A 5,276-nucleotide genomic window follows, 5' to 3' on the forward strand; every position below is an offset into this window, starting at 1 on the left:
TCGATCCCCCGCATCCTGCCCTTACTGAGAGGAGGATGCTCAGTGCAAGAACAATTTTCACTCGAACCCATTTTGGGCAGACAGGAGTGAAGCGATCCGCTGACCGGCGCGATCATGAGGGAGAGAGACATGACAATCCGTAAGATGCTTCTGGCATCGGCCGCTATAGCTTGCGCCGCGATGCCCGTTTCCGCCTTTGCCGAGACGTCGGCAAAGAAGATCGCCCTGTCCAACAACTATGCTGGCAACTCGTGGCGTCAAGCCATGCTGACGAGTTGGGGAAAGGTGACTGGCGAAGCCGTGAAGAGTGGCGTCGTTGCCGCAGCCGACGCTTTCACCACCGCCGAGAACCAGGCGACGGAACAGGCCGCGCAGATCCAGAACATGATCCTGCAGGGCTATGACGCAATCGTGCTGAACGCCGCCTCGCCGACGGCGCTAAACGGCGCAGTCAAGGAAGCCTGCGACGCCGGCATCACCGTCGTTTCCTTCGACGGCATCGTCACAGAACCCTGTGCCTGGCGCATCGCCGTCGACTTCAAGGAAATGGGCCGCAGCCAGGTGGAGTACTTGTCGAAGAAACTCCCAGACGGCGGCAACTTGCTCGAGATCCGCGGCCTTGCCGGTGTCTTCGTCGACGATGAGATCTCGGCGGGCATCCATGAGGGCGCCAAGCAGTTTCCGCAGTTCAAGGTGGTCGGCTCCGTTCATGGAGACTGGGCGCAGGACGTGGCGCAGAAAGCTGTTGCCGGCATCCTGCCAAGCCTACCCGACATCGTCGGCGTGGTGACGCAGGGCGGCGACGGTTATGGCGCGGCCCAGGCGATTGCCGCGACCGACCGGAAGATGCCGATCATTATCATGGGCAACCGCGAAGACGAACTGAAGTGGTGGAAAGAGCAGAAGGACGCGAAGGGCTACGAGACCATGTCCGTATCCATTGCGCCGGGCGTCTCCACGCTCGCCTTCTGGGTCGCCCAGCAGATCCTCGACGGCAAGGAGGTCAAGAAGGACCTCGTCGTACCCTTCCTGCGCATCGACCAGGACAATCTCGAAACGAACCTCGCCAATACCCAGGCCGGCGGCGTCGCCAATGTCGAATACACGCAGGAAGATGCAGTCAAGGTCATCGAGTCGGCAAAGTAAATCTCCCAGCGACTGCCGCGCGGCCGCAAATGGCAGCGTGGCATTCTTTGCGAGCAGGCGGGCAGCATGAAAGACGTATTGAAGGCCGTGATCGCGGTCGATGGCGCCAAGGTGAGCTTCGGCGCGGTCAGGGCACTCGACGGCGTGACGCTGCATGTCATGCCGGGCGAATGCGTCGGGCTCGTCGGACATAATGGAGCGGGCAAGTCCACGATCGTCAGCGTGATCAACGGCGGCCTCACACCGCACGAAGGAAGCGTCACGAGCGACGGCGAGCGGCTGGAGCGCTATGGCATCAACGTCGCACGTGCCCGCGGCGTGCGCTGTGTCTTCCAGGAACTTTCCCTCTGCCCCAACCTCTCCATCGTCGAGAACGCCCGTATCATGCATCGCGATCTCGGTGGCTTTGGTTGGCGCAGGCGCGCCGCAATAATCATTGAGAAGAGCCTCGACGCCGTCTTTCCCGGCCATGGCATTGATAGCACTCGGACCGTGGGAGATCTCTCGATCGCCGAGCGGCAGATGGTCGAGATCGCCATGGCCTTTTCCGACGCCGGCATTGCGCCGCGGCTAGTGATCCTCGACGAACCGACCTCGTCACTCGATGCAAGCCTTGCTCGCCAGATGCTCCACCATGTCCGCCGCTTCGTTGTCGCGGGCGGGTCCGTCATCTTCATCTCGCATATCCTGCACGAGATCCTCGAAACCTCCGATCGCATCGTCGTCATGAAGGACGGCCGCCTTGTCGCCGAACGTCCGGCACACGCCTTCGACCATCATGGCGTCGTGGAAGCCATGGGCACCGTTGCGAAAGAGGAGACCGGGCAGCGCTCGGCGCGCGAACAGTCCGCCGCGCCGCTCATTCTGTCTCATCAGGCAGCGGGTGTTTCCTTCATGGCGCGCAAGGGCGAGATCATTGGACTGGCGGGTCTGGCCGGCCACGGGCAGACCGAGCTCCTGCTCGCCCTGCATGCCTCCCAGTCCGGCAACTGGCTGCCTGAGCGTGATCCGCTCGTCACCTTCGTCGCCGGCGACCGCCGCCTCAACGGCGTCTTCGAGCTGTGGAGCATCCTGCGCAACTTCTCCATCGCATCGCTCGGCGACCTGTCCCGGCGCGGCCTCATACTCACAAGCGAAGAGGGGACGAAAGGCGCCGACTGGAAGCGCCGGATCGAGATCCGCACGCCCGATATGGACAACCGCATCCTGTCACTTTCCGGCGGCAACCAGCAGAAGGTACTCTTCGCGCGCGCACTTGCGACGCGTGCTCCGATTGTCCTGATGGACGATCCGATGCGCGGCGTCGACATCGGGACCAAGCAGGAGGTCTACTCAATCATCCGCGAGGAAGCTGCGCACGGCCGCACCTTCATCTGGTACTCGACGGAGATGGACGAGGTCCGCCTCTGCGACCGCGTCTACGTCTTCCGCGAGGGCCGTATCGCGGCCGAGCTCGCCGGCGACGCCGTCAACGAGACGAACATTATCGCCGCCTCCTTCGAGGGGGTCGCCGCATGACGTTCCGGCTCTCGTCCGACGCCATGCGTCTTGCCATTCCCGCCCTGTCGCTGACGATGCTGCTCGCCGCCGTCTTCTGGCTGCAGCCCCGCGCCATGAGCTATGTGGGGCTCAACCTGCTGTTCAATCTGGCTGTGCCCATCGCGCTCGCGACGATCGCCCAGATGCTCGTGATGGCCGTGAACGATCTCGATCTATCGATGGGCACCTTCGTCAGCTTCATCGCCTGCGTAACCGCGACCTTTCTGCGGGATGCCCCCGTGACCGGCGTTCTGATCCTTGCCGGCGCGATCGCGACATATGCGGCGCTCGGTGTCGTCATCCATCTGCGCAACCTGCCGTCCATCGTCGTGACCCTCGGCATGAGCTTCGTCTGGGGCGGCCTTGCCGTACTGCTGCTGCCGTCACCGGGCGGGCAGGCACCGGACTGGGTGCGCTGGTTGATGACCGTCAAACCCCCGTTGGCGCCGATGGCTATCGTCGCCAGCATCGTCGTCGCCGCCCTCGCCCATCTCGTCGTCATGCGGTCCTCGCTCGGCGTGCTTATCCGCGGCATCGGCGGCAACCAGCGCTCTGTCGACCGCGCCGGCTGGTCGATTGTCGGGGCGCGCGCCGCCGCCTATGGCCTTGCCGGCCTTTTCGCGGTTCTTGCTGGCATTGCCCTCGTCGGCCTGACCACCTCAGCCGATGCTAATATCGCGCTGCGCTACACGCTGCTGTCGATCGCCGGCGTGATTCTTGGTGGCGGCGAGTTCATCGGCGGCCGCGTCTCCCCTATCGGTGCGGTAATCGGCGCGCTGACGCTGACGCTCGCCGGCTCGTTCCTGTCCTTCCTACGCATCTCGCCGGACTGGCAGATCGGGGCTCAGGGCGCGATCCTGATCATTGTGCTCGCGCTCCGCCTGATGCTGAACCGCCTCGAGAAGCGGGAGAAACGCCGATGATCCCGCTCCGCCTTTTCGGCAAACCCTGGACCTGGTCGTGGCTTGCCGCTTTTATCGTATGGTTCCTGACGATCATGGTGACGCTCGGCGCCAGCACGCTCGGCCTGTCGCAGGCCGCGCTCACCTTCGCGGCCTTTTCGGTCATCGTCGGGATCGGCCAGATGTTCGTCATCACGCTTGGTCCTGGCAATATCGATCTCTCGGTCCCCGCCACCATGACGCTTTCCGGCACGGTGGCGCTAAAGCTCATGAATGTCGAAAACAGCATGATCCTGCCTGGCCTTCTTGTCGTCATCGTTATCGGCTTCATCGTCGGCCTCTGCAATTACGCGCTCATCAAGGCGCTGCGCATTCCGCCGATCATCGCGACGCTTTCCATGAGCTTCATCGTGCAGTCCGCCGCGATCTGGACAAATCGGGGATTGCGCATCAAGCCTCCGAGCGTGCTTGCAGAGTTCACCACGTCGAACACGCTCGGCGCGCCGAACGTGGCGATCGTAGCGCTCCTCATCTCGATCCTCGCCTGGTTCCTGCTCGAGAAGACGATCTACGGGCGCTGGATCTCGGCGATCGGCCAGAGCATGCCGGCCGCGCGCATGGCGGGCATACCGGTCGACGGCACGCGCTTCGTAACCTACCTTTTCTGCGCCGTGCTGGCATCAGTCGCAGGTTATCTGCTCGCCTGCTTCTCCGGCGGCGCAGCGCTCAACATGGGCTCGGAATATCTCCTGATGTCGATCGCCGTCGTCGTCATCGGCGGCACGGCCGTCGCGGGCGGCGATTCCAACGTGCCAGGCATCTGGGGCGCATCGCTTTTCATGTTCCTGGTCGTTTCCATGCTCAACACCTACGGGCTGGGCGCGGGCATCCGCCTCATCATGACCGGCCTCATCATCATCAGCGTCATCATGCTCGCCGGCGGTCGCCGGTTCGGCATGCGATAAACGGAAACACCGCCATGGCCGAGGCCGACATCTACGAAATCCACGACCCGCGCTTCCGGCAGATGATCGTGACCAGCGCCGGTCTCGACGAACTCTATTCCGGCTGCCGCTGGGCGGAGGGCCCCGTCTGGTTCAACGATGCGAACCAACTCCTGTGGAGCGACATTCCCAACCAGCGCATGATGCGATGGACACCCGAGAGCGGCGTGTCCGTCTATCGGCAATCGTCCAACTTCACCAACGGCCATACGCGCGACAGGCAGGGACGGCTCGTCTCCTGTGAGCACGGTACGCGCCGCGTCACACGCACCGAGGTCGACGGCTCGATCACCGTGCTCGCCGACCGTTTCGAGGGCGCACGGCTCAATTCGCCGAACGATGTGGTGGTGAAGTCCGACGGCACGGTCTGGTTCACCGATCCCACCTACGGCATCATGTCGGACTACGAAGGTTATCGCGCGGAGCCGGAGCAACCGACCCGCAATGTCTACCGGCTCGATCCGACGACCGGCGAGCTTGCGGCGGTCGCCACGGATTTCATCCAGCCGAACGGCCTTGCCTTCTCGCCCAACGAGACAATCCTCTATGTGGCGGATTCGGCAGCAAGCCATGACGAAAGCCTACCGCGTCACATCCGCGCTTTCGACGTGGTCGACGGCAGGCGGCTTGCGAACGGCCGTGTCTTCTGCCTCATCGACAACGGCATTCCAGACGGCATCCGTAC

5 protein-coding genes are annotated in these 5,276 nt (G+C 63.4%); all 5 read left to right on the top strand.

The window, feature by feature from the left end:
• Positions 1-129 precede the first annotated feature (129 nt).
• Positions 130-1,146 carry an ABC transporter substrate-binding protein gene (locus C9413_RS27125; protein ID WP_040114911.1) on the top strand — a complete coding sequence of 339 codons (1,017 nt, stop codon included), beginning with the start codon at positions 130-132 and terminating at the stop codon, positions 1,144-1,146.
• A 66-nt stretch (positions 1,147-1,212) separates the two neighbouring features.
• On the top strand, positions 1,213-2,664 hold the full coding sequence (locus tag C9413_RS27130) for a sugar ABC transporter ATP-binding protein (protein WP_040114910.1): 1,452 nt from the start codon (positions 1,213-1,215) through the stop codon (positions 2,662-2,664).
• Positions 2,661-3,608: an ABC transporter permease gene (locus C9413_RS27135; RefSeq protein ID WP_170251155.1), complete on the top strand. Its 948-nt coding sequence runs from the start codon at positions 2,661-2,663 to the stop codon at positions 3,606-3,608. Before C9413_RS27130 ends, C9413_RS27135 begins: the two co-directional genes overlap by 4 nt.
• Positions 3,605-4,552 carry an ABC transporter permease gene (locus C9413_RS27140; protein WP_040114908.1) on the top strand — a complete coding sequence of 316 codons (948 nt, stop codon included), beginning with the start codon at positions 3,605-3,607 and terminating at the stop codon, positions 4,550-4,552. The genes C9413_RS27135 and C9413_RS27140 overlap by 4 nt, the downstream gene beginning before the upstream one ends.
• A 14-nt stretch (positions 4,553-4,566) precedes the next feature.
• Positions 4,567-5,276, top strand: a 710-nt coding sequence (locus tag C9413_RS27145; RefSeq protein ID WP_170251156.1) for an SMP-30/gluconolactonase/LRE family protein, incomplete at its 3' end; no start/stop codon positions are given.

It is taken from the genome of Rhizobium sp. SEMIA 4085 (assembly GCF_013004495.1).
Classification (GTDB): Bacteria; Pseudomonadota; Alphaproteobacteria; order Rhizobiales; family Rhizobiaceae; genus Rhizobium; species Rhizobium gallicum.

Excerpts from the sequence above, each read along its gene's own strand:
- C9413_RS27125 (WP_040114911.1), top strand. The coding sequence starts at position 130 with ATGACAATCCGTAAGATGCTTCTGGCATCGGCCGCTATAGCTTGCGCC.
- C9413_RS27130 (WP_040114910.1), top strand. The coding sequence starts at position 1,213 with ATGAAAGACGTATTGAAGGCCGTGATCGCGGTCGATGGCGCCAAGGTG.
- C9413_RS27135 (WP_170251155.1), top strand. The coding sequence starts at position 2,661 with ATGACGTTCCGGCTCTCGTCCGACGCCATGCGTCTTGCCATTCCCGCC.
- C9413_RS27140 (WP_040114908.1), top strand. The coding sequence starts at position 3,605 with ATGATCCCGCTCCGCCTTTTCGGCAAACCCTGGACCTGGTCGTGGCTT.